Here is a 23,951-nt window from a genome sequence, read left to right as displayed (position 1 = left end):
AAAAGGGTGGTACCGTGGAAAAAATTAAACTTTTTCACCCCTTTGGATAGGAATCAACCTGTCCATTTGGGTGGGGAAGTTTTTTTATTGGCTGTTTTCTAAATTGTTTTTGCTTTTTAATCTTTTGTTCATTCGCTTCTTCGACAAGTTGATTGGAGTGAAAGGTGGGAGACTCCTGCGGGACAGGTGGGCAGTCGGAAAAGTGGAAGTGGCTCGTTCAGCCCCGACAGGCAAAAGATGAATGGGCTAGGAAGGCGCACTTTGCCTTCTGGACCATTTAGCTTTTGACCTCGAGGGGCTAGCCACTGCAACTAGACAGGTGAGACACTTAAGAGTGAAACGTACGAATGTGGCTCACCGCCTGCCCCGCGGAAAGCGAGCACCTGTAACGGAAATCAACTACCTTCAAAAACAACAATAAATACGAAAACAGCCATTTTTATTAAATAAAGGTTCAAAGTTAAAGGAGGAATGAAAATGAAGGCCAGTTGGGTGGCTGAAAAAAATTCAGTTGAAACTTCATTAGTCTCTGGTGCTGAACTATTTATACAAGGATTGCAGAATGAGGAAGTGGACGTCTTGTTTGGTTATCCGGGCGGTGCAGTCCTTCCTATCTACGATGCGCTGTACAAAGCTGAGATGAAACACGTATTAACCAGACATGAGCAAGGAGCCATTCATGCAGCACAAGGATATGCACGAGTGACAGGAAAACCAGGAGTTGTCCTTGCTACATCTGGACCAGGTGCTACCAACTTAGTCACAGGTATCGCTGACGCCATGATTGACTCAATTCCACTTGTTATCTTCACAGGTCAGGTAGCAACAAACGTAATTGGTACTGACGCATTTCAAGAAGCGGATATTGTTGGGATCACAATGCCGATCACAAAGCACAATTATCAAGTTCAACGAGCCGAAGACTTACCAAGAATCATGAAAGAAGCATTTCATATTGCAAATACAGGAAGAAAAGGTCCTGTTTTGATCGATATTCCGAAAGATGTTGCGGTGAAAACAACTGAAGTTAAAGAACATCCTGGGATCCACCTCCCCGGATACCAGCCGACGTTAAAGCCTAATATCCTTCAAGTAAAAAGATTAAATGAAGCGCTGCTGCAAGCCAAAAAACCTGTTCTTTTAACAGGAGCTGGAGTTCTAGCAGCAAAAGCAGAAAAAGAATTAGCGGCATTTGCTGAATATCATCAGATCCCAGTGGCTCAAACACTTTTAGGGTTAGGGGGCTTCGCGGCAGAACATCCACTGTGTTTAGGGATGGCGGGTATGCATGGCACATATGCCGCAAATATGGCGCTTTATGACTGTGATCTTTTAATCGGTGTAGGTGCTAGATTTGATGATAGGTTAACAGGAAATCTTGATCATTTTGCCAAAAAAGCGATGATCGCACATATCGATATTGATCCAGCTGAAATCGGGAAAAATGTTCCGACTGAGATTCCAATTGTAGGCTGTGCGAAAGAAACGCTTTCGGCGCTAAATCAAATTGCAGCCGATAAAGGAGACTATAGCGATTGGGTCATACAGCTTTCGCAATTTAAGAGCGAGTACCCGCTAACCTATAAAACAAATGAATCTGAGTTGAAACCGCAAAAATTAATGCAAATTCTTCACGAAGTTACACAAGGGGGAGCAATCGTTGCTACAGATGTAGGCCAGCACCAGATGTGGGCCGCACAATATTATCGCTTTTCTGACCCTAACAGATGGATTACTTCAGGTGGCTTAGGGACCATGGGCTTCGGATTCCCGGCGGCGATCGGGGCAAAAGTAGGGAGACCTGAACTTCCTGTCATCGCGGTTGTTGGTGACGGCGGATTTCAGATGACACTTCAGGAACTAGGCGTACTACAAGATTGGGGACTTCCAGTAATCGTTGTGATCGTCAATAACAAATCACTCGGGATGGTCAGACAATGGCAGGAAATTTTTTACGAAAAACGTTTTTCTCATTCTCTTCTAGATATTCAGCCTGACTTTGTAAAGTTAGCTTCTGCATACGGAATTGATGGAAAACTTGCTACAACGGAAGAGGAAGTAAGAGAAGCTCTGACTGCTGCTCTTGCGTCAAAGAAACCTTTTGTTCTCGATTGTGTCGTTTCAGCAGACGAGAATGTATACCCAATGATTGCTCCAGGAAAAGGACTACATGAAATGATTGGAGTGAGAGGATGAGACGCATCATTTCAGCAACGGTACTAAATGAAAGCGGTGTGCTGAACCGTTTAACCGGATTGCTGACAAAAAGGCAGTTTAACATTGAAAACATTACCGTTGGGCATACAGAAGACCCCGCTGTCTCAAAAGTCACTCTTACCGTTTGGGTAGAAGATGACCGAAAAGCTGAACAGCTCGTTAAACAGCTTCATAAACAAATCAATATTTTAAAAGTACGAGATCTGACAAATATGGCGCTCGTATCAAGGGAATTGGCACTTATTAAAGTATTGACTACACCAGATACAAGAAGTGAGATCAAAATGCTTATTGAACCGTTTAGAGCAACAGTGCTGGACGTTTCCCTTGAAAACGTGACGCTTGAAGTGACAGGAGACAGTGAAAAGATCGATGCACTTATCGAACTGCTCCGTCCATATGGCATCAAAGAAATTTCAAGAACAGGTGTCACTGCTATACCCCGTGGAACACAAAAGAAAGTACTTGAACTTCACCCCTATTCTATTATGTAAAGGAGACTCATTAAAATGGCTAAAGTATATTACGAAAACGAACTTACAAACGACGTATTAAAGAATAAGAAGGTAGCGGTAGTAGGCTACGGATCACAAGGGCATGCACATGCATTGAACTTAAAAGACAGTGGATATGATGTGGTGGTTGGTGTACGTGAAGGTCGATCTTTTGAGGAAGCTGTTAAAGATGGTTTTGACGTATATCCAGTTCGTGAGGCAGCAAGGATTGCAGATGTTGTTATGGTTTTACTTCCGGATGAAAGGCAGCCTGAAGTGTACAAAAATGAAATCCTGCCAGAACTTTCAGCAGGGAATGCACTCGTATTTGCTCATGGATTCAATGTTCATTATCACCAAGTGGTACCTCCTCAAGATGTAGATGTTTTCTTAGTCGCTCCAAAAGGACCAGGACATTTAGTGCGACGTACGTTTGAAGCAGGGGAAGGGGTTCCGGCACTTTTTGCAGTTTATCAGGATGCTACAGGTACTGCTCGTGAAACAGCACTAAGCTATGCAAAAGGAATTGGGTCAGCTAGAGCGGGGGTTCTTGAAACAAGCTTTCAAGAAGAAACAGAAACGGATCTTTTTGGAGAACAGGCTGTTCTTTGCGGTGGGTTATCTTCTTTAGTAAAAGCCGGTTTCGAAACACTTACAGAAGCAGGTTATCAGCCTGAAGTTGCTTACTTTGAATGTTTGCACGAACTGAAACTGATCGTTGACCTCATGTACGAGGGTGGATTAGAAGGTATGAGATATTCCATTTCAGATACGGCACAATGGGGTGATTTTCAATCAGGACCGCGCGTCATTGATGAGAGAGTAAAAGAATCTATGAAAGAAGTATTAAAAGACGTTCAGTCTGGAGAGTTTGCAAAAGGCTGGATCTTAGAAAACCAAGCGAACCGCCCTGTATTCCATGTTGTGAACAACCGCGAGAAAAACCACCCGATTGAAAAAGTAGGAAGAGAATTACGAGAAATGATGCCGTTTGTGAAGGCCAAACAAAAAAAGGAGGCCGTAGCTAGTGCGAAAAATTAAGATCTTTGACACAACCTTGAGGGATGGTGAGCAGACAGCCGGAGTAAACCTGAATACGGCTGAAAAACTTGAAATAGCGAAAAGGCTTGAAAGGCTTGGAGTTGATGTGATGGAGGCAGGCTTTCCTGCTGCCTCTAAAGGTGATTTAGAAGCCGTAAAGAAAATTGCTTCTATTGTAAAAAATTCAACCGTTACAGGCTTAGCGAGATCGAACACGAGTGATATTGATTACGCGTGGGAAGCTCTTAAGAATTCTGCGGAACCCAGGCTGCATGTTTTTCTAGCAACGTCTCCCATTCATATGACGTATAAATTAAAGAAAACGCCTGACCAAGTAGTAGAGACAGCTGTTGGAGCTGTAAAATATGCTCGGCAAAAGTTTCCTGTCGTTCAATGGTCAGCTGAAGATGCATGTCGATCAGACCTCGTTTTTCTAGCTCGTATCATAGAGAAGGTAATCGATGCAGGAGCAACAGTGATTAACATCCCCGATACTGTTGGTTTTACGAATCCGGAAGAATACGGTAAGATCTTTCGTTTTCTTTTAAATAATGTTCCTAATATAGACAACGCCATTTTGTCGGCTCATTGTCATGACGATCTAGGAATGGCAGTAGCGAACTCCTTGTCAGCGATCGAAAATGGAGCTAACCAAGTGGAATGTACAATCAACGGAATTGGTGAGAGAGCTGGAAATGCTTCTTTAGAGGAGATCGCAGTAGCATTGGCCATTCGTGAAGACTTTTATAAAGCAAAAACGAACCTTAAGTTGAACGAAATCAGCCGTATGAGCCAGCTTGTGAGCCGATTGACGGGAATTGCAGTTCCTCCGAATAAAGCAGTTGTTGGGAAGAACGCTTTTGCTCATGAATCTGGTATACATCAAGATGGTGTACTAAAGGAAAAATCAACTTATGAGATTATCACACCAGAGCTTGTTGGTGTTCCTTCAAATCAGCTTGTACTCGGTAAACATTCAGGAAGACATGCTTTTAAGGATTATCTGCACAAACTAGGGTTTCATCCTGATGACAGCAAACTAAAAGTTCTTTTTGAGGATTTTAAACAGTTAGCTGACCGAAAAAAAGAAATGACAGAAGAAGATATTTTTGCCTTGTTGATCGATCATAAAATTCAGCCTGAAGTGCCTTTGTATCAGTTGAAGGATATTCAAGTAAACTATGGAACAAATCAAATCCCAACAGCGACATTACGATTGCTGACTCCAGATGGCACATTAATTCAAGATGCGGCAACAGGCTCAGGAAGTGTTGAAGCAATCTACAATACGCTTAGCAAGATGTTGCCTTCATCACTAAAACTAACTGACTATAGAATTCAATCCGTTGGTGCTGGAAGAGATGCACTTGCACAAGTGTTTGTTCAGATCGTAAGTGACGGTCATGAGATAAATGGCAGCGGTACTGCTCAAGATGTTTTGGAAGCTTCTGCAAAAGCTTATGTGCACGCTTTTAATAAACTGCAGCTTCATTCTGAAAAGAAGAGTTATGAAAAAATCAGCATTTAAATTTTAGGAGGGATGTTAGATGAAAAAGAAGATAGCAGTATTACCTGGTGACGGCATCGGGCCAGAAGTGGTCAAGAGTGCTCTGCAAGTTTTAGATGGTGTTGCAACACGGTTCGGTCATCAATTCGAAACAACTGAAAAAGTATTTGGAGGTGCTGCTATTGACCAGGAAGGCACTCCCTTACCGGATGACACTCTAGAATTCTGTCAAGGCAGTGATGCTGTCCTGCTTGGGGCAGTTGGCGGTCCGAAATGGGATAAAGGAAACGTCCGGCCAGAACAGGGGTTATTAGCATTAAGAAAAGCATTAAATGTTTTTGCTAACGTAAGACCTGTTCAAGTCTTTCCTGGTCTTGAACATCTATCTCCTCTTAAATCAAGCAGGGTAAAAGGAGCCGACTTTGTTTTTGTTAGGGAACTAACAGGCGGAATCTACTTTTCGGAACCTAAGACGAGAAACGGTGACGGCGCAGTTGATACGTTATCTTATACGCGAGAAGAGATTACGAGGATCGTAGAAAAAGCGTATGAACTTGCTGCTGCAAGAAGAAATAAAATAACCTCTGTCGATAAAGCAAACGTTCTTGAAACAAGCAAGTTGTGGAGGGAAATCGTTGAAGAAACGGCGAAAAAATATCCGAATGTAGAAACAGAGCATGTGCTGGTAGATTATGCTGCTATGAGAATGATCAGTAATCCTGCGAGTTTTGATGTGATCGTTACTGAAAACATGTTTGGAGACATTTTGTCTGATGAAGCTTCTGTAATTTCCGGCTCCCTTGGTATGATGCCATCAGCTTCACTTAGTGAAAGCGGTCCAGGGCTTTATGAACCCATCCATGGATCAGCCCCTGATATTGCAGGTACCGGCAAAGCAAATCCAATCGGCATGATCCTAAGTATTGGGATGATGCTCCGACATTCCTTTGGACTTGAAAAAGAAGCGGCGGCTGTAGAGTTGGCTGTTTTTGAAACGCTTCAAGCGGGTTATCGTACGCAGGATATTTATGATGGAACGGGTACTCTTGTTACGACTAAAGAAATGGTTAATCAAATCCATTTTAGAATGCTTGAGGATTCAACAAGCGCAACACTTCTAGAGGTTTATGTGTAGGGAGGAAGTACTTTGAGTAAAACAATAATTGATAAACTTTGGGATAGCCATGTAGTCGTCAACGAAGAAAATAAACCAGACCTTCTGTACATTGATCTGCATTTAATTCATGAAGTGACATCACCTCAAGCGTTTGCTGGGTTGAGAGAAAAAAACAGAACAGTAAGAAGGCCCGATCTATGTTTTGCCACGATGGACCATAACATTCCGACGATAGACCGTTTTAATATAAAAGACGAGACTTCCCGCCTGCAGGTAGAAACACTTGAAAAAAACTGTGAAGAATTTGGCATCCAGCTCGAAGGATTAAACTCTGAGCAGCAAGGAATCGTCCACGTTATTGGTCCAGAGCTGGGGTTGACTCTGCCAGGTAAAACGATCGTGTGTGGAGACAGCCACACTTCCACACACGGCGCGTTTGGAGCACTCGCTTTTGGAATCGGAACGAGTGAAGTGGAGCATGTTCTTGCTACTCAAACACTATGGCAGAACAAACCAAAACAGATGAAGGTCAATATTGAAGGGGATTTAGGTTTTGGTGTCACTGCTAAAGACGTGATTTTATGGTTCATTGCAAAATTTGGAACAAATGTGGGAACAGGGTCAATCATTGAGTTTTCTGGCAGTACTGTCAGAGGTTTCTCGATGGAAGAAAGAATGACGCTTTGTAATATGTCAATCGAGGCAGGTGCAAAAGCATCCGTAATCGCTCCTGATGAGACCACTTTTGAATATATCCAGGGCAAGCGGTATGCTCCTGAAAATCAAGATTTCAAACAAAGTTGTGAGCGCTGGAGTAAGCTTGCAAGTGATCCGGAAGCGAAGTTTGATCAAGTTATCGAAATCGATGCATCAGAGATCGAACCGATGGTTACTTGGGGTACGACGCCATCAATGTGTCTTCCTGTCAGTGGAGTAATTCCGGTAAAGGATCCATTATCCACTAATGAGGAAGAACAAGCTTTGCAAAATGCACTCACGTATATGGGCTTTAATGGCAATGAAAGAATAGAAGAAATATCTGTTCAGCATGTGTTTATTGGTTCTTGTACGAATTCGAGGCTAAGTGATCTGATTGAAGCTTCTAAAGTTGTAGAGGGTTCGAAAGTTCATCCTGATGTACGTGCAATCGTAGTACCTGGTTCTCAAGCGGTTAAAAGAGAAGCCGAAACTTTAGGGTTGCATCAGATTTTTCTGGATGCAGGATTTGAATGGCGAGAGTCAGGCTGTTCTATGTGCCTAGGGATGAACGATGATATCGTTCCTGAAGGTGAAAGATGTGCATCCACTTCAAACCGGAATTTTGCCGGCAGACAGGGGAAAGGGGCTAGGACGCACTTAGTTAGTCCAATTATGGCTGCTGCTGCTGCATTGAAAGGGAAATTTACGGATGTTCGTTCTGTATTGCCTGTTAAGGAACTGGAGGTGAATCGTTATGCCGGGGTTTAAGTCACATTCTGGTAGTGCGGCAGTTCTTGACCGTAATCATGTAGACACTGATCAAATCATCCCGAAGCAATTTTTGAAAAAAATAGATAAAGCCGGATACGGTGAATTTTTGTTCTATGACTGGAGATACCTCTCTGATGGGGGTGAAAATCCAGCATTTGATTTAAATAAAAAAGAAGCAAAAGGAGCTTCCATATTAGTTGCAGGTAAAAACTTTGGCTGCGGTTCATCAAGAGAACATGCTCCATGGGCACTAAAAGACTACGGTTTTCAAGTCATTATCGCAGAAAGTTTTGCTGATATATTTTTTAATAACTGTGTAAAAAACGGAATATTGCCGATCAGGCTTTCCGTGAATGATATTCAACAGCTTCGAAAGGATCCTTCAGAAAAAGTGATCCAGAATCTGACTGTGAATTTGGAAGAACAATATGTAGCTAATCAGAACGGTGAGGTTTTTCGTTTCGACTTTGATCCGTATTGGAAAAAGATGCTTCTGAACGGATGGGATGAAATTTCAGTTACTCTTCACCAGGAAGCAAAGATTAAAAAATATGAAGATGAGAGGATTGTGAACTGACAATGGGGATTTAATAATCACAGGGGAACGTTTATTTCACGCAATGGAGGAAGTGTCAAAAATTGCGCACCGAACACCGCTTAAGCAATCTGCAACATTAAACAAGTGGACTGGCGGAACGGTTTACATGAAGCTTGAGAACATGCAAAAAACGGGTTCTTTCAAACTAAGAGGTGCTTATTATAAAGTTTCTACACTACATGAATTAGAGTGCGCGAGAGGTGTTATTGCTGCTTCAGCTGGCAACCATGCACAAGGGTTGGCACTTTCATGTTCATTGCGTGGCATCAAATCAAAAATCTTTATGCCGGAAAATGCACCGCTTTCCAAAATCGAAGCAGTAAAATCCTATGGTGCAGATATTGTCTTAGAAGGTGATAATTATCAAGCTGCATACGAAGCAGCCAAAAGAGAAGAAATGGAGAACGGCGGTGTTTTTGTTCATCCATTTGACGATTATGACGTGATTGCAGGGCAAAGTACCGTTGCGCTTGAGATGCTTCAGCAAAACCCTGAATTAAAAACGATTGTCGTACCAGTAGGAGGGGGAGGCTTACTAGCTGGCATCGCCTTGGCAGTTAAATCAGTCAGACCAGATGTGAAAGTAGTCGGTGTGCAATCTGATAATGCTAGTGCTGTTTATCAAGCCTTCATGGGTACTTCCAAAAAGACATTATCTCGCTGTACTTCGATCGCGGATGGGATCGCGGTTGTTAAACCCGGAGAGATTACCGTTCCTGTGATTTCGAAATACGTAGATGAAATGGTTACTGTTACAGAAGAACAAATTGCATACGCTATGATGTTTATGCTCGAACGAGAAAAAGTGGTCGTGGAGGGAGCAGGCGCTGCCAGTCTTGCGGCGGTCCTGTTTCATAGTCACCTTGCACTAGATCAAAAAGTGGGGCTCATCATAAGCGGAGGGAATGTGGATCCTGTAAAATGGTCCCTTTACAAAGGGATGGCCGACAAGCTGAGTATGAAGAGAATAAGCTAGGTGTGAAGGCCCTTAAAGAGGAAACGAATCTTCTTTGAGGGTTTTCTTACATTTCATGTGATGGAAAAGTTTTTTAATGATATACGTCATTTTTTATGTGATGTCGCCTACTTTTATGTGATACAGAAAATCTGTCATGATGATAGCTGTCTTGAGTTCCCCACTTGAACCTGCTATCCTTTAGTCAAACATAAACGGAAGCGGAGAGTTGTGATGACTAACGATAAGAGCAACAAAAACAATATCATTCGGTTTCCTAACTTAAATGGACGGCTTTTGGAAAAGGGCATGGATTCATTAAAAAACAAAAAATACGATGAAGCCCTTTCTTGCTTCGAACAATTGCTTCATTCTGATCCTATGCATTCACAAGGCAACCTCGGGCTTGTATTGAGCTTGATCGAGTTAGGAAGATTACATGAAGCCAAATTGAGATGTGACCGAATGCTTAAAGAAGGGATCGGTGAATATTACGATGTTCTTCAAATTTATTTAAGCATTTTAGTGCAGTTATCTGAATACATAACCGTAGTCTCTGTTATTGAGGCAGTCTTAGAAGAGCAGAAGATTCCTGCTGATAAAGCAGAAACGTTTTATCAGCTCCTTCAATTCAGCAGAAAAGTCATTGAACAAGAAGGAGTTCCAGAAGTCAAAAAAGATCCCGATGCAACGGTAAGTCCTAATCCGGATTTTCAAGCTTTAAAAGAGATGCTTTCCAGTGAACGAGCAGACTCGCAGTGGCTTGCCGTTCAGCAATTAAAACGGCTTGGACCTGAATTAACCGTTCCAATGTTTGAGTCTTTTTTAGTAGATGAGAAAAAACATCCTGCTGTAAAAAGTCTCATTCTGCAATATTTAAAAGAAAATCAATTAAATAAATTAGTGAAAATTGAAAAATACGGGCAAACCGATGAAGTTGACATAGCCAAACTTCCGGAATTAAACGAACATCCTTTTTATAAGGAAGTAAAACGATTAATTCAGGATGAGCTGGAACAAGAAAACCCATCATTACTGGACATTGCACTAGCAGTATGGAAGGATTATACACTGGCTCTTTATCCTTTCTCTCCAAAGCCAGAAAATAAACTTCTATGGTATGAAGCTTCTGTATTAGCGGCATCCATACTATGTGGAATAGAAGAAGATATGGAAAATGAAGAAGAAGAATTGCAACATGCAGTAAAGCTTCTTGTCGAACTGGAAAGATTTTATATGCAGACTTAACGAGAATGTGATGTAACTTGTTGAAATACAGAGCGGCTATGCTATAATGGAATGGTTGTAATCTATATGATAGTTATGGAAATACCGATGTTGGAGGGAACATTTAATGACTGCTAAATGGGAAAAGTTAGAAGGCAATCAAGGTGTCTTAACGGTTGAAGTTGAGGCTACTGAAGTAGATACAGCGCTTGATCAAGCGTTCAAAAAAGTTGTTAAGCAAGTTAACGTACCAGGATTCCGTAAAGGAAAAATGCCGCGCCGACTTTTTGAACAACGTTTTGGAGTAGAGTCTCTATATCAAGACGCTCTAGATATCCTATTGCCAAAAGCATATGGAGACGCTGTACAAGAAACAGGTATCGAGCCAGTTGATCGTCCAGAAGTTGACATTGAAAAAATGGAGCAAGGAAGCAACCTTGTTTTCACAGCTAAAGTAATCGTTAAACCTGAAGTAAAACTAGGGGATTACAAAGGTCTTGAAGTAGAAAAGACTGAAACTGAAGTTACAGATGAAGATGTTCAAAACGAACTAACTGCTTTACAAGAACAACAAGCTGAACTAGTTGTTAAAGAAGAAGGTACTGTTGAGAACGGCGACACTGTAAACATCGATTTTGAAGGATTCGTGGATGGAGAAGCGTTTGAAGGCGGAAAAGCTGAAAACTACTCACTTGAAATTGGATCTGGATCATTCATTCCAGGCTTTGAAGAGCAACTAGTTGGTGAAACAGCTGGAGCGGAAAAAGACGTTAACGTTAATTTCCCTGAAGAATATCATGCAGAAGAGCTAGCTGGTAAGCCTGCTGTATTCAAAGTGAAAATTCATGACATCAAAGCTAAACAACTTCCAGAACTAAATGATGAGTTCGCTAAAGAAGCTGAAGGCGATGCTGAAACTTTAGAAGACCTTAAGAAAGAACTTCGCACAAAGCTTGAAGAGAGCAAAAAGCAAGAAGCTGAAAACAAAACACGTGAAACTGTGATTGAGAAAGCTTCTGAAAATGCAGAAATCGAAATTCCTGAAGCGATGGTAAACACTGAGCTTGATCGTATGGTTCAAGAATTTGGTCAACGTCTGCAAATGCAAGGTATGAATCTTGACCTTTACTACCAGTTCTCTGGTACTAGCGAAGAAGCTCTTCGTGAACAAATGAAAGAAGATGCTGGAAAGCGTGTTCGTACAAATCTTGTACTTGAAGCAATCGTAGAAGCTGAGAACATTGAAGTTTCTGAAGAAGAAATCGATGCTGAACTTAGCAAGATGGCTGAAATGTACAAAATGGAAGTAGAACAAATCAAGCAAATGCTAGCAATGCAAGGTGGAAATGATGCAGTTGCTGCAGACTTGAAAGTTCGTAAAGCGATTGATTTCCTTGTTGAAAACAGCAAGACTGCTTAATTAAATAATCAAATCAAGTACAAAAGAAACAAGGCGCGATTCCTTATTTATCGTGCCTTGTTTTGCAATACATAACAAAATATGGGTAATTACTACCCCTATTTGAAAAATAGGTTTTAAAATGAGCAGGATTGTTCATACTTATATAGAGCCTTACCATACATATTTATTAAGCGTTATTATTTCCGTTTTAATATGGAAGTGTGATACAATCCATTATAATCAACGGAATGCTTAAGCAGTCGAATTAAATAAAACAGACTTTCCTTCAGAAAACATCTGAACTAGGGTCAAGCGTTTCATCCATATTCTTGTTTTAGGGGTGATATCATTGTTCAAATTTAATGATGAAAAAGGGCAATTGAAGTGTTCTTTCTGTGGAAAAACACAAGATCAAGTAAGAAAACTGGTTGCTGGACCAGGTGTATATATTTGTGATGAGTGCATCGAACTTTGTACTGAAATTGTAGAAGAAGAACTAGGTACAGAAGAGGATGTAGAACTAAAAGAAGTACCAAAACCAGTCGAAATCCGAAAAATTCTAGATGAGTATGTTATCGGACAGGATCAGGCGAAGAAATCTCTTTCTGTAGCCGTTTACAATCACTATAAGCGTATTAATTCAACGCAAAAATCGGATGAAGTAGAGCTTGCAAAAAGTAATATTGCGATGATCGGACCAACAGGTAGCGGGAAAACCCTCCTTGCTCAAACGTTGGCTCGTATCCTAAATGTACCTTTTGCGATTGCTGATGCTACATCTTTAACAGAAGCTGGATATGTTGGTGAGGACGTTGAGAACATCCTTCTCAAATTGATTCAGTCTGCTGATTACGATGTAGAAAAAGCAGAAAAAGGAATCATCTATATTGATGAGATTGATAAGATTGCACGTAAATCTGAGAATCCTTCAATTACAAGAGATGTTTCAGGTGAAGGTGTTCAGCAAGCACTTCTTAAAATTCTTGAAGGTACGGTTGCGAGTGTTCCACCACAAGGAGGACGTAAGCACCCTCATCAAGAGTTTATCCAAATCGATACGACGAACATTCTATTCATTTGCGGTGGTGCATTTGATGGAATTGAACAAATTATCAAGCGCCGTCTAGGGAAAAAAGTAATCGGTTTTAGTTCTGATTCTAAGCAGACGGACTTAAAAGCTGGAGAATACTTATCAAAAGTTCTTCCAGAAGACCTGCTTCGTTTTGGTCTGATACCTGAATTTATCGGTCGTTTACCGGTCATTTCAAACTTAAACCCTCTAGATGAGGACGCGTTGATCGAAATTCTAACAAAGCCTAAGAATGCACTTGTAAAACAATATCAAAAACTATTAGATATTGATGGTGTAGAATTAGAATTTACAGATGAAGCTCTTCGAGAGATCTCTGCACAAGCAATTGAACGCAAAACGGGTGCCCGTGGACTTCGTTCAATTATTGAAGGGGTTATGCTTGATGTTATGTTTGAGCTGCCATCTAGAGAAGACGTTGTGAAATGTATCGTAACGAAAGAAACGATTTCTGACAAAGTACCTCCTACATTAGAGCTTGAAGATGGTACTGTAATTGAACAATCAAAAGAAACTCCAAAAGAGAGTGCTTAATTTGAGACCAGCTTATGCTGGTCTTTTTTGTGTGTATTCATCTAATACTTACGAGCAAGTACCGTTGTCGAAATGGCTAACGTGAAATGATTGAAATTAATGTGAAATGAATTAAATGAGCGTGAATACATTCCAAATAACATGAATAAAAGAGAGTTAATGTGAATATTAATGGGTGTGTTTCTTCCAAATGAACATAAAAGTTTATATGTACCTTCTACAAGTACATTCAAATTCTAAACGTTGCATCATAATGTACCCCAACTGCTCTATCTGCTTTACTATAACAATAAAAAGTAATTTCTCAGTTGCGATTCCTCGCATTTCTCAACTATAAATCATTTCGCATCCTTTTCTCTTTTTAACAGGATTACCGTTTAGTTAACCACCTCCTCGGAGATACTATGATTATTACTACATAGGTACCGGGAGGAAAAACAATGAACTGGACTGGCATAGCATTACTTATTCAATTATTTTTTGGAATCATAATCGGTTTGTATTTTTGGAACCTGCTGAGAAACCAGCGTTCTCAAAAAGTAAGTGTAGATAAAGAATCAAGAAAAGAGATGGAACAGCTGAGAAGAATGCGTTCGATCACTTTATCAGAACCATTGTCAGAACGAGTACGTCCTGGAAAATTTGAAGATATTATAGGGCAAGAAGATGGGATAAAAGCATTGAAAGCTGCATTGTGCGGACCTAATCCCCAGCATGTTATTGTCTATGGGCCACCTGGAGTAGGTAAAACAGCTGCTGCTCGTTTAGTTTTAGAAGAGGCAAAACGAAACAACACTTCACCTTTTCGGTCCACAGCTGTCTTTGTTGAATTAGATGCTACTACAGCACGTTTTGATGAACGAGGAATAGCTGATCCTCTGATTGGTTCCGTTCATGACCCTATCTATCAAGGTGCAGGCGCGATGGGACAGGCAGGAATACCGCAGCCTAAACAAGGTGCAGTTACGAATGCACATGGCGGAGTTCTGTTTATAGATGAGATCGGTGAACTTCACCCTATTCAGATGAACAAGCTTTTAAAAGTATTAGAAGATCGAAAGGTTTTTTTGGAAAGTGCTTATTATTCTGAGGAGAACGCAAACATCCCTCAGCACATACATGATATATTCCAAAACGGTCTGCCTGCAGATTTTCGTATGATCGGTGCAACAACACGTATGCCAGAAGAGATTCCACCTGCAATCCGTTCAAGATGTTTAGAAGTATTTTTCAGAGAATTACAGCCGGCTGAAATCGAGCAAATCGCAAAGAGGGCTGCAGATAAAATTAAATTAGGAATTGATGAAGAGTCATTAAAATATATGGCTCAATATGCAAGAAACGGTCGTGAAGCTGTCAACATGGTACAAATAGCTGCGGGGTTAGCGATTACAGAAGAACGTAAAAGTATTACAAAAAGTGATGTAGAATGGGTTACTCACTCAAGCAGGATGGCGCCAAGGCCAGAGCGTAAAATCGGAGAGAAGCCTAAGGTTGGCTTAGTGAATGGTCTTGCTGTGTATGGTCCAACAAGCGGAGCACTATTAGAGATTGAAACAACTGTTCTTCCTGCTAAAAAACAAGGTACGATCACGATCACAGGAATAGCAGAGGAAGAGAGTATCGGCAATCAATCAAAGTCCATAAGAAGGAAAAGTATGGCTAAGGGGTCAGTAGAAAACGTCATTACCGTTCTTCGTTATATGGGGGTAGATGCATCCATGTATGATATTCATGTTAACTTTCCAGGCGGCGGTCCAGTAGACGGTCCTTCAGCAGGAATTGCGATTGCATCTTCCATCTATTCTGCGATTCACAATATAAAAATTGATCATGAGATCGCAATGACAGGGGAAATTAGTATACATGGAAAAGTAAAGCCGGTCGGTGGGGTCATGGCCAAAATATTGGCTGCTAAAGACGCAGGTGCTAAACGTATACTCATTCCGTTTGAGAATAGTCAAAAGATTTTTGACAGCATCGAGGATGTTGAAATTATTCCGGTGAAAAAACTCTCAGAAGTCTTTCAGTATGCCTTTTTAGATGAGGGTGAAGAGCAATCAGTACCAGCATCAGCAGCATTAAACTCCCCTCCTTCTTCTGTTTAAGGAGAAGAAGGGGGTTTCTTTTTATTCTGCTTCTTGAGTTAGAGTCACACAAGCTTTATAGAAAAGATAGCTTACATTAGACAAAGTTAAGCATTATCGGTAGAATTGTACAAAGACTATGCATATAATTAATGATTACACAGCAGTTTTCGGAGGTGTTTTTAATGGGGGAAAAACGAGTTCTTCCGCTCCTCCCTCTACGTGGATTGTTGGTTTATCCAACAATGGTACTTCATCTTGATGTAGGAAGAGAAAAATCCATTCAGGCGCTTGAAAGAGTGATGCTTGATGACCAGATGATTTTTTTATCTACACAAAAAGAGGTATCTATTGAAGATCCAGCAGAAGAGGAAATTTATCATGTAGGAACGTTATCAAAAGTAAATCAAATGCTCAAATTGCCAAACGGCACGATTCGGGTATTAGTAGAAGGTATACAACGCGGGAAAATCACTGCTTTTATGGACGAAAAAACCCATACGGAAGTAGAAGTTGAACTAACAGATGATGTTGATGTGAAAGAAGCCGAAACAGAAGCTTTAATGAGAGCGGTTTTGGCTCAATTCGAACAATACATAAATTTATCAAAGAAAGTGACTCCTGAGACACTTGCTTCTGTTCAAGATATATCAGAGCCAGGACGAATGGCTGATGTCATATCTTCCCACCTATCTCTCAAGATAAAAGAAAAACAAAAAATTCTTGAAATATTTGATGTGAAAGAAAGGCTCGAACATTTACTTGCGTTGTTAAACAATGAAAAAGAAGTGCTTGGCCTTGAGAAGAAGATCGGACAACGAGTAAAAAAAGCGATGGAAAAAACGCAAAAGGAATACTATTTGCGTGAACAAATGAAAGCCATCCAAAAAGAGCTTGGTGACAAAGAAGGCAAAGTTGGTGAAGTCAGCACGCTAAAAGACCGTATTGAAGCGTCTGATATGCCAGAACATGTCATGGAGCTAGCTAAGAAAGAACTTGATCGATACGAGAAAATGCCCAATTCTTCTGCAGAAAGTTCAGTTATACGAACATATATCGAGTGGCTCGTCAATCTTCCGTGGAAACAAGAAACGGTCGATAATCTTGATATTCCACACGCAGAAACGGTATTAAACGAAGATCATTACGGACTAGAAAAAGTGAAGGAAAGAGTTCTAGAATATCTGGCTATTCAAAAGCTTACGAATTCACTAAAAGGGCCAATCCTTTGTTTAGTTGGGCCACCTGGTGTTGGTAAAACTTCACTTGCTCGGTCGATCGCACGTGCCATCGGCAGAAATTTTGTGAGAATTTCTCTTGGTGGTGTTCGGGATGAAGCAGAGATCAGAGGGCACCGAAGAACATATGTGGGTGCTATGCCAGGAAGATTAATTCAAGGTATGAAAAAAGCGGGAACGATCAATCCTGTATTCTTGCTTGATGAAATCGACAAGATGTCAAGTGACTTTAGAGGCGATCCTTCTTCTGCGATGCTTGAAGTTTTGGATCCTGAACAAAATAGCACGTTCAGCGATCATTATATTGAAGAGCCGTACGATCTATCCAAAGTGATGTTTGTGACGACAGCAAACTCTCTATCAACCATTCCAGGTCCTCTTTTAGATCGAATGGAAGTCATTTCGATCGCAGGCTATACAGAAGTAGAAAAGCTTCACATTTCGAAGAACCACTTGATTCCAAAACAGCTTAAAGAGCATGGTCTAAAGAAAAGCCAGATTCAGTTTAAGGATGATAGTATTCTAAAGCTAGTCCGCAACTATACACGAGAAGCTGGTGTGCGTAATCTTGAACGTCAAATTGCAGGATTATGCAGAAAAGCAGCGAAGCAGATTGTATCTGCTGAGAAGAAAAAGGTTGTACTTTCAGCTAAAAATCTTGAAGATTATATAGGCAAGCCTCGTTTCCGTTATGGGCAGGCTGAACTAGAAGACCAAATCGGTGCAGCTACTGGTTTAGCTTATACGACGGCAGGCGGAGATACTCTTTCTATTGAAGTGGCACTTTCACCAGGAAAAGGTAAGCTTATCCTAACTGGTAAACTAGGCGATGTGATGAAAGAATCAGCACAGGCGGCTCTAAGCTATGTCCGAACAAAAGTTGAAGATCTCGGAATTGACGCAGATTTTTACGAAAAAACGGATATTCATATTCATGTACCTGAAGGAGCAACGCCAAAAGATGGGCCTTCAGCAGGAATTACGATTGCCACGGCGCTCGTATCTGCATTAACGAAGAAGCCTGTAAGAAAAGATGTAGGTATGACAGGTGAAATCACATTAAGAGGGCGTGTACTGCCGATAGGCGGTTTAAAAGAAAAATCATTGAGTGCGCATCGAGCGGGAATCAAGACCATTATTCTTCCAAAAGAAAATGAAAAAGACATTGAAGACATCCCAGATACAGTAAAAGAAGGATTACAATTTATAACCGTTTCTCATTTGGATGAAGTATTAAAAGTAGCATTAGCAGGTGATAGATAGTGAAAGTAAATACAGCAGAAATCGTAATTTCAGCAGTCGGCCCAAAGCAGTATCCGGAGGGCAATCTTCCGGAAATTGCTCTGGCAGGACGATCGAATGTAGGAAAGTCATCTTTTATCAATAAGATGATCCATCGTAAAAATTTAGCAAGAACTTCTTCTAAACCAGGAAAAACACAAACATTAAACTTTTATATCTTAAATGAAAGTTTTTATTTCGTGGACGTTCCTGGATATGGATTTGCTAAAGTATCAAAAACAGAAAGAGAAGCATGGGGTAAGATGATTGAGCAATATCTGGTTGAACGTGATCAGTTAAAAGCGGTCGTTCAGCTCGTTGACCTTCGACATCCCCCATCAAAAGATGATGTTTTAATGTATGAATGGCTCAAATATCACGAACTGCCTGTTATTGTTGTGGCAACTAAGAGTGATAAAATTCCTAAGGGAAAATGGGACAAACATAAAAAAGTAGTTAAAGAAACGTTAAACCTGGACCCGGCCGATAAGATTGTACTCTTCTCATCCGAAACCGGACACGGGAAAGATGAGGCATGGGGAGTTCTTAATTCTTATTTATCTAAATAAGAACCTCTTTTAAAGTTACTCTGTTGTCATTGAAGAAGTTGATTTCCGTTCCAGGTTGCTCGCTTTCCGTGGGGCAGGCGGTGAGCCACATTTGTACGTATTACTTTTAAGTGTCTCACCTGTCTAGTTGCAGTGGCTAGCCCCTCGAGGTCAAAAGGTAAATGGTTAAGAAGACAAAGTGCGCCTTCCTAGCCCATTCACCTTTTGCTTGTCGGGGCTGAACAGCCATTTTCACTTTTCAGACTGCCAGCCTCAATGAAGTATCTTTGCTCCTGCGTCTACAAGTTTAATGCTACCGCAGTAAGCTTCCTCGTCGCATGCCTTACAAGAAGCCCCTCATGTAGTAGGCACGCACCTTGCACTCCAATCAATTTGTCAATGAAGAGTAGTAAAAATATAGACAAAAGACAACCAATTGAAAGCCTAATAATAAAGAAAACCCCTTGTGTTTAGAACACAGGGGGTTTCTGCTATTTCTTCTTTTTAAAAAACATAAGGTAAGCACCTAGGACCATAAGAATAATTGGCCAAAAATCTTCTGCTTTTACAAATATATTTTCTACAGAAGGGGTATTACTCTTAAAGAACAGTAACCATAGAGCTAAAAAAGTTAACAATAGCCCGGGTATCAGGCCATCTTTTGTTTTTCGATACTGAATCAAAAAGGATAAGCCTGCAAGCAGAATGATCATCTGAAGCGGCTCAGGCCAGGCAGCTATTTTTGCTGCAGCATGAAAATGCAAACCCAATCCTGTCAAGAAAACACCTGAAAACAGGTTTGAGGAGTCCTTGCCAGAAACTGCTTGAAGGATTAGTGCTATCCCAATGATCACGAGTAAAGTAGGCCATGTCATATAAGGCTGAAGAAGTTCAATTTCCATTCTCATAGTGAAATAGAATAATCCGATTCCGAGTAAAATGATACCACTGAAAGTGTTTCTTTGTTTCATAATGCCTCCATCTTAAACGTAAACCTTTGCTAAATTGGTCGAAATTTGTTATTTTTAATATTGTGCTAAGTTTTAGTAAATATGGTTATCCTAAAACTGCTGAACACACATTAAAATGTGATAAACCCATCATAGCATAAACGTTTATATTCTGTTCACAATATTGGATATTCCGTATTTTAGGACATGTTATAATAAGGATAGAACATACATAATTAAGGGAGGTGAGCGCATGCATATTCTAGTGGTTGGACTTAATTATAAAACGGCACCCGTAGAAATTCGGGAAAAAGTTTCGTTTCAGCCTGCTGAATTATCTGATGCGATCTCTACACTCCGGAAACAAAAAAGTATACTTGAATGTGTAATCGTTTCTACGTGCAACCGTACTGAAATTTATGCCGTTGCCGATCAGCTTCATACCGGAAGATACTACATCAAATCTTTTTTGGCGGACTGGTTTTCAATAGATAAAGAAGAACTTTCATCATTTTTGAACATTAGAGACGGAGAAGCAGCTGTTGAGCACCTTTTTAGAGTTACAGCAGGCTTAGACTCTATGGTTATTGGTGAAACGCAAATCCTTGGTCAAGTAAAAGACGGTTTCTTAGAATCTCAAAAACTTGATGCTACAGGTACTATTTTTAATAAACTTATGAAGCAAGCGATCACGTTTGCAAAGAAATGTCACTCTGAAACGGATATTGGTGAAAATGCTGTTTCTGTCAGCTACGCAGCCGTTGAACTCGCAAAACAGATTTTTGGCGGTTTGCAAAATAAAACGATCTTGATCGTTGGAGCTGGCAAGATGGGTGAACTTACTGCGAAACATTTGCATGCAAGCGGTGGAAATGAAGTTTTAGTGATCAATCGAACTTTCGAAAAAGCACAAGAGGTAGCTGAGAAGTTTCATGGTACCGCTCATCCGTTTGAGAACCTTGAAAGCTTGCTTGTAAAAGCAGATATTGTTATCTCTTCAACTGGATCAAACAAGTTTGTTATCACGAAAGAAACAGCGGCGCCGGCTGTGAAGAAACGTAAGGGTCTTCCATTGTTTATGGTGGATATCGCTGTTCCCCGCGACTTGGATCCAGCTTTGCATGATTTGGAAAGCGTTTTTCTCTATGATATTGATGACTTAGAAGGTATCGTAGAATCCAATTTGGCGGAGCGAATGAAAGAGGCAGAAAAGATTGAGCTTATGATTGAAGCCGAAATTGTTGCTTTTCAGTCCTGGATTTCACTGCTTGGCGTAGTCCCATTAATCTCTGCTCTGCGTGAAAAGGCATTGAACATTCAAGCAGAAACAATGCAGAGCATTGAACGCAAGCTGCCTGATCTTACTGACCGAGAAAGAAAGATCTTAAGCAAGCATACAAAGAGTATCGTGAATCAATTGCTGCGTGAACCGGTTACTAGAGCTAAAGAAATGGCTGGAGAACCAGGAGCAGAAGAGCAATTGCAGTTATTCACTGAAATTTTCGGTTTAGAAGAATATTTGGATAAACAAAAGCAGTTGGAAACTGGACTTGCTGCAAACAGAAAAGAAAAGGCTTCTCTCACAGATGAAGTGATTCATTCTTCTGCAGTAAGAACTTAATTTTACGTTTCCCTCGAGCTCATGGAGTGTGAGCAAAAATGAATTTGATATATGATCTGACTATTGTTCTATATGCACTTAGCATTATAGGCTATTTTATAGATTTTCTTCAAAACAACCGGAAAGCGAACCAATTTGCTTTCTGGTTGCTTTCTATTGTCTGGATACTTCAAACGGTCTTTTTTGTGTTAAGGATGCTGAAAGATCAGCGGTTCCCCATATTAACACCATCAGAAGGCCTGTTTTTTTATGCCTGGATCCTAGTGACTTTTTCAGTGGTCATGAGCAGATTCTTCCGGGTTGATTTTTTAGTGTTCTTTACAAACGTACTAGGGTTCCTGCTCGTGTCGATTCATTTATTCGCTCCTACAGGACAAGCTAGTGCTGTACTGGAGAAGCAGCTTATATCAGAGCTGTTAATCATTCATGTCACAATGGCTTTTATTTCGTATGGAGCATTCTCCCTTTCGTTTATCATTTCATTCATGTACTTGCTGCAGCATGGAATGCTAAAGAGAAAAAAATGGAGCAAGAGACTTCAGCGGTTTGGCAGTCTTTCATACTTAGAAAAGTTATCTTTTCGTTTGAATACGATTGGGGTGCCGCTGCTTCTCCTCAGTTTAATATTGGGAGTTGTATGGGCATTCTGGAAAATAAATGACTTTACACTTCTTGATGCAAAGGTCATCTCATCGTTTATCGTTCTTTTGGTTTATAGTACTTATTTATATCAAAAGGTAGGAAGAGGCGTTCAAGGTAAAACGCTGGCCCTATGGAATGTTGCCGCGTTCTTGGTAGTGCTGATCAACTATTTTCTAGCAACTACGTTTACAGAATTCCATCTATGGTATAAGTAAAGAGATAGGAGATTCATATAATGAGAAAAATTATAGTAGGTTCGAGAAGGAGTAAATTGGCTCTTACACAAACAAATTGGGTGATTGAGCAATTAAAAAAAGCAGGTCTGCCCTTTGAATTTGAAGTAAAAGAAATTGTGACAAAAGGTGACGTTATTCTTAATGTCACGTTATCTAAAGTAGGCGGAAAGGGCCTTTTTGTTAAAGAAATTGAACAAGCTATGTTAGATAAAGAGATTGACATAGCCGTTCACAGCATGAAAGATATGCCGTCTGAATTGCCTGAGGGGCTTGAGATAGGATGTACACCTAAGCGTGTTGATCCGCGAGATGCGCTTATCTCAGAAAAATATTCTTCTTTAAGAGAATTGCCTTCAGGTGCAGTTGTAGGAACAAGCTCTTTAAGAAGAGCAGCGCAGTTGCTGAACAGACGCCCAGACCTAGTGATAAAGTCGATTCGCGGCAACATTGATACACGCATTGAGAAGCTAAAGTCGGGAGAATTTGATGCGATCATCTTAGCCGCAGCTGGGTTAGAAAGAATGGGTTGGTCAAAAGATGTCGTTACCGAATTTTTGGATATCGACCTTTGTCTGCCTGCTGTAGGTCAAGGTTCATTAGCGATTGAATGCAGAAGTGATGATTCGGAAGTAAAAGAACTTCTAGCAACACTCAATGACGCTTATACCTATCAGACGGTTCAAGCAGAGCGTGCTTTCCTTAACACATTAGAAGGTGGCTGTCAGGTACCGATCGCAGCATTTGCAACGATGGCTGAAAATGAAGTAACGCTCACAGGACTGGTTGCAGACCCAGAAGGCAAAAAAGTACTTAAAGAAATGAGAACAGGAAAAGATCCACACCGTGTAGGAGTGGAACTTGCTGAAGAATTAAAAACTCTAGGAGCAAAGAACATACTTGATGCTGTAAAAAAGGACCTCAATGCTTAATGGATATATCAGGTAGACCATTAGCAGGTAAAAAGATACTTGTTACACGGCCAAAGAACCAAGCTCATTCATTGGTTAAGCTTATTGAAGAGAATGGGGGTATACCTCTTTCTTTTCCTATAGTATCTATTAAGGCCATGAAGAATGAGGCGGCAGTGGCAACCCTTAATCAATTATCCACTTTTCAATGGATTGTTTTTACGAGCAAGAATGCTGTGGATTACTTTTATCGGTTGATTAATGAGTTAGGGATTTCTTTAGGAGTTCATAAGTTTGCAGCTGTAGGTGAAAAGACAGCCGAGGTCTTACGGCATTATGGTGTGACAACTATACATGTTCCGAACCGTTATGATGCAAGTGACTTAGCTGAAACGTTAAAAAAACATGTTTCAAAAAATGATAAAATTTTGTTTCCTAAAGGGAACCTAGCACCTTCCTTTCTTAAAGAAGAACTCAAGAGTACAGCTGTTGTGGAAGAAATGATCGTTTATAAAACCGAGCCAGAACACAATTTGGACTGGTCGTTAATTAGTAAAACGGATTGCTTCTTTTTTATGAGCCCATCTGCTGTTTCTTTTATGATGGAAGGTAAAGGTATATCTGACTATCAAAACAACATGATTTACGATAAGCCAATCATTTGTGTTGGCCCTACAACAAAAACAGCTGCTGAAAAATACGGTTTTAAGCATGTTCATATGCCTAGTATTTTTACAGCAGAAGAAATGGTGAACTGTGCCATCTCTTATTTTCAAGGAGGAAGATAA

Annotated in this window: 19 protein-coding genes; 18 read left to right on the top strand and 1 reads right to left on the bottom strand. The window is 40.5% G+C overall.

What is annotated here, in order from left to right; genetic code table 11:
• Positions 1 to 477 precede the first annotated feature (477 nt).
• The 14 genes from ilvB to yihA all read left to right on the top strand — a co-directional run bounded on the left by ilvB (position 478) and on the right by yihA (position 18,827).
• Positions 478 to 2,196 (top strand): biosynthetic-type acetolactate synthase large subunit, encoded by a 1,719-nt coding sequence (gene ilvB, locus AWM68_RS15020; RefSeq protein WP_066243505.1) that lies wholly within the window; start codon positions 478 to 480, stop codon positions 2,194 to 2,196.
• Positions 2,193 to 2,711, top strand: a complete 519-nt coding sequence (gene ilvN / locus AWM68_RS15015; RefSeq protein ID WP_066243502.1) for an acetolactate synthase small subunit — start codon at positions 2,193 to 2,195, stop codon at positions 2,709 to 2,711. The genes ilvB and ilvN overlap by 4 nt, the downstream gene beginning before the upstream one ends.
• A 15-nt stretch (positions 2,712 to 2,726) precedes the next feature.
• Entirely contained in the window at positions 2,727 to 3,752 is a 1,026-nt protein-coding gene (gene ilvC, locus AWM68_RS15010; protein ID WP_066243500.1) for a ketol-acid reductoisomerase, read from the top strand.
• Positions 3,739 to 5,280 (top strand): 2-isopropylmalate synthase, encoded by a 1,542-nt coding sequence (locus tag AWM68_RS15005; RefSeq protein WP_066243497.1) that lies wholly within the window; start codon positions 3,739 to 3,741, stop codon positions 5,278 to 5,280. Before ilvC ends, AWM68_RS15005 begins: the two co-directional genes overlap by 14 nt.
• Before the next feature lie 19 nt (positions 5,281 to 5,299).
• Positions 5,300 to 6,394 carry a 3-isopropylmalate dehydrogenase gene (gene leuB, locus AWM68_RS15000; protein ID WP_066243494.1) on the top strand — a complete coding sequence of 365 codons (1,095 nt, stop codon included), beginning with the start codon at positions 5,300 to 5,302 and terminating at the stop codon, positions 6,392 to 6,394.
• 12 nt (positions 6,395 to 6,406) lie between these two features.
• Positions 6,407 to 7,843 carry a 3-isopropylmalate dehydratase large subunit gene (gene leuC / locus AWM68_RS14995; protein WP_066243491.1) on the top strand — a complete coding sequence of 479 codons (1,437 nt, stop codon included), beginning with the start codon at positions 6,407 to 6,409 and terminating at the stop codon, positions 7,841 to 7,843.
• Entirely contained in the window at positions 7,830 to 8,423 is a 594-nt protein-coding gene (gene leuD, locus AWM68_RS14990) for a 3-isopropylmalate dehydratase small subunit (RefSeq protein WP_066243488.1), read from the top strand. The genes leuC and leuD overlap by 14 nt, the downstream gene beginning before the upstream one ends.
• 43 nt (positions 8,424 to 8,466) lie before the next feature.
• Complete coding sequence (ilvA, locus tag AWM68_RS14985) at positions 8,467 to 9,420, top strand: threonine ammonia-lyase (RefSeq protein WP_066243485.1); 954 nt, start codon at positions 8,467 to 8,469, stop codon at positions 9,418 to 9,420.
• A 213-nt stretch (positions 9,421 to 9,633) separates the two neighbouring features.
• The gene (locus AWM68_RS14980) at positions 9,634 to 10,647 is read left to right on the top strand and encodes a tetratricopeptide repeat protein (RefSeq protein WP_066243482.1); all 1,014 of its coding nucleotides are present in this window, start codon (positions 9,634 to 9,636) and stop codon (positions 10,645 to 10,647) included.
• 106 nt (positions 10,648 to 10,753) lie between these two features.
• Positions 10,754 to 12,046 carry a trigger factor gene (tig, locus tag AWM68_RS14975; protein WP_066243479.1) on the top strand — a complete coding sequence of 431 codons (1,293 nt, stop codon included), beginning with the start codon at positions 10,754 to 10,756 and terminating at the stop codon, positions 12,044 to 12,046.
• Between the two features lie 331 nt (positions 12,047 to 12,377).
• The gene (gene clpX, locus AWM68_RS14970) at positions 12,378 to 13,652 is read left to right on the top strand and encodes an ATP-dependent protease ATP-binding subunit ClpX (protein WP_066243476.1); all 1,275 of its coding nucleotides are present in this window, start codon (positions 12,378 to 12,380) and stop codon (positions 13,650 to 13,652) included.
• 440 nt (positions 13,653 to 14,092) lie between these two features.
• Positions 14,093 to 15,760: an ATP-dependent protease LonB gene (gene lonB / locus AWM68_RS14965; protein WP_066243474.1), complete on the top strand. Its 1,668-nt coding sequence runs from the start codon at positions 14,093 to 14,095 to the stop codon at positions 15,758 to 15,760.
• A gap of 164 nt (positions 15,761 to 15,924) precedes the next feature.
• Positions 15,925 to 18,240, top strand: coding sequence for an endopeptidase La (gene lon / locus AWM68_RS14960; RefSeq protein WP_066243471.1), 2,316 nt, complete (start codon positions 15,925 to 15,927; stop codon positions 18,238 to 18,240).
• Positions 18,240 to 18,827 carry a ribosome biogenesis GTP-binding protein YihA/YsxC gene (gene yihA, locus AWM68_RS14955; protein WP_066243470.1) on the top strand — a complete coding sequence of 196 codons (588 nt, stop codon included), beginning with the start codon at positions 18,240 to 18,242 and terminating at the stop codon, positions 18,825 to 18,827. The genes lon and yihA overlap by 1 nt, the downstream gene beginning before the upstream one ends.
• A gap of 470 nt (positions 18,828 to 19,297) precedes the next feature.
• Here yihA and AWM68_RS14950 read toward each other — a convergent pair whose 3' ends face one another.
• Positions 19,298 to 19,777, bottom strand: coding sequence for a hypothetical protein (locus AWM68_RS14950; protein WP_066243465.1), 480 nt, complete (start codon positions 19,775 to 19,777; stop codon positions 19,298 to 19,300).
• A 232-nt stretch (positions 19,778 to 20,009) separates the two neighbouring features.
• Between AWM68_RS14950 and hemA the strand changes: the two genes are divergently transcribed.
• Genes hemA through AWM68_RS14930 form a run of 4 tightly spaced genes read left to right on the top strand, consistent with a single transcriptional unit; the run spans position 20,010 to position 23,951 of the window.
• On the top strand, positions 20,010 to 21,377 hold the full coding sequence (gene hemA / locus AWM68_RS14945) for a glutamyl-tRNA reductase (protein WP_066243462.1): 1,368 nt from the start codon (positions 20,010 to 20,012) through the stop codon (positions 21,375 to 21,377).
• 38 nt (positions 21,378 to 21,415) lie between these two features.
• Complete coding sequence (locus AWM68_RS14940; RefSeq protein ID WP_066243459.1) at positions 21,416 to 22,234, top strand: cytochrome C assembly family protein; 819 nt, start codon at positions 21,416 to 21,418, stop codon at positions 22,232 to 22,234.
• 20 nt (positions 22,235 to 22,254) lie between these two features.
• Positions 22,255 to 23,184: a hydroxymethylbilane synthase gene (gene hemC, locus AWM68_RS14935; RefSeq protein WP_066243457.1), complete on the top strand. Its 930-nt coding sequence runs from the start codon at positions 22,255 to 22,257 to the stop codon at positions 23,182 to 23,184.
• Positions 23,184 to 23,951 carry a uroporphyrinogen-III synthase gene (locus AWM68_RS14930; protein WP_066243454.1) on the top strand — a complete coding sequence of 256 codons (768 nt, stop codon included), beginning with the start codon at positions 23,184 to 23,186 and terminating at the stop codon, positions 23,949 to 23,951. The genes hemC and AWM68_RS14930 overlap by 1 nt, the downstream gene beginning before the upstream one ends.

The organism is Fictibacillus phosphorivorans, assembly GCF_001619875.1.
Classification (GTDB): domain Bacteria; phylum Bacillota; class Bacilli; order Bacillales; family Fictibacillaceae; genus Fictibacillus; species Fictibacillus phosphorivorans_B.
This window is presented reverse-complemented; position numbering and strand designations above follow the sequence as displayed.